Below are 1443 nucleotides of genomic sequence, written 5' to 3' on the forward strand. Positions count from 1 at the left end.
GCTTCGGAGCAGATCGGGATCGAGCGTTTTCACACTTCGATGTTATCGAATCTTCAATTAAAAACAATTTGATTTTTTTGATCTAAAGATGGTGGCATGGCTGTTTCAACGGCAATCGGACGCCGCTCAAGCCAAGGAGAAGAAAAATGCCCATCATCAACATCAGCGTCACCGGCAAGCCCGACGCGGCTCTTTCAGCCAGCATCGCAAAGGAGATCACTGAAATCACCGCGACGCAGCTGCGCAAGGACCCGACGATCACGGCAGTTGCCGTGTCCTATGTCGATCCGCAGCACTGGTTCGCCGGCGGCAAGTCGCTGGCCGAGCACGGCACCAGCACGTTCTGGCTTGATATCAAGGTGGTCGACGGCACCAACACCAAGCTTGAGCTGGAGGCCTATCTGAAGGCGATCTTCGCGGCCTTCGGCCGTCTGCTGGGCGGCGTGCACGAGGAGAGCTACGCCTTCGTACATGAAGTGCCGGCAGCCGCTTACGGCTATGGCGGCAAGACGCAGGAATTTCGTTTCATCAGTGGACGGCTGCAGGCGGCATGACAAGCAGCTTCCCGCACCAAGGGAAGCAAAAGCTCCGCATTGACCTTGCTCCCACATCGTCTAGGTTCTGGCCGAAGCGGCCGCAAAAGAGCCGAGATGCTAAGAATGTTGGGAGAGACGCGGCATGGTCCTGACACTGGCGCTGCTTGCGGGTCTTGTTCTGGCCTGGCTGCTGATCGGAGTGGTGGAAAAATTCCGCCTCGGCCTGCGCTTTACCCAGGCGCTGCTCTATGTGCCGTTCAAGCTCGCCTACCGGATCGCCGACAGCCGTATCAGGATCGCCCGCAAGGCGCAGACTCCAGTCATCTACGTCATCTCGTATCAATCGCGCTTCGAACCGGCGCTGATGCTGTCGCTGCTGCCGGAAGACACACTGCACATACTCGACGAGGCCTCGGCGCGCTCGCCGTGGCTTGAACCTTGGCGCGAGCTTGGCCGTACCATCGCTTTCAACGCCGAACATCTCTTCGTCAGCCGCCGGCTGGTGCGGGTGCTGAGGGGCAAGGGCCGGCTCGCCGTCTATCTGCCGGATGCGGTCGAGCCTGACGTCAAGACGTTTCGGTTGTTTCGTGCCGTCACCCGCATCGCCATGCAGGCCGATGCCAAGATCGTGCCGATCTTCGTCGGCGGCGCGCGCGGCCTGCCGGTGTCGCTGACACCCGCGGACAGGGCGCCACGACACTGGTTTCCGCAGCTGTCGATTAGCGTGCTGGAGCCGATGACCATCGCCGAACTGGTGGCGCGGAACCCCGATCAGGCCTCGAACACCAACGCGCTGTTCGACCGTGTCGCCGAGGCGCGGCTCTTCGGCACCAACCTCGATCGTGGCCTGTTCCTGGCCATGCGCGATGCCGCCGACCGCGTCGGCGCTTCGCATACCATCATCGAG

The 1443-nt window shown here is 61.1% G+C and carries 1 protein-coding gene and 1 pseudogene; both read left to right on the forward strand.

Going from position 1 to position 1443, the window contains the following annotated elements; translation table 11 throughout:
* The first annotated feature begins 146 nt into the window (after nucleotides 1-146).
* Entirely contained in the window at nucleotides 147-554 is a 408-nt protein-coding gene (locus EOC06_RS36450) for a 4-oxalocrotonate tautomerase family protein (RefSeq protein ID WP_127323288.1), read from the forward strand.
* A gap of 124 nt (nucleotides 555-678) precedes the next feature.
* A pseudogene (locus tag EOC06_RS44500) lies at nucleotides 679-1443 on the forward strand (2-acyl-glycerophospho-ethanolamine acyltransferase); the annotation flags it as partial.

It is taken from the genome of Mesorhizobium sp. M7A.F.Ca.MR.362.00.0.0 (assembly GCF_004023175.1).
In the GTDB taxonomy this organism is placed as follows: Bacteria; Pseudomonadota; Alphaproteobacteria; order Rhizobiales; family Rhizobiaceae; genus Mesorhizobium.

Coding starts and splice junctions, on each gene's coding strand:
- EOC06_RS36450 (WP_127323288.1), top strand. CDS start 147: ATGCCCATCATCAACATCAGCGTCACCGGCAAGCCCGACGCGGCTCTT.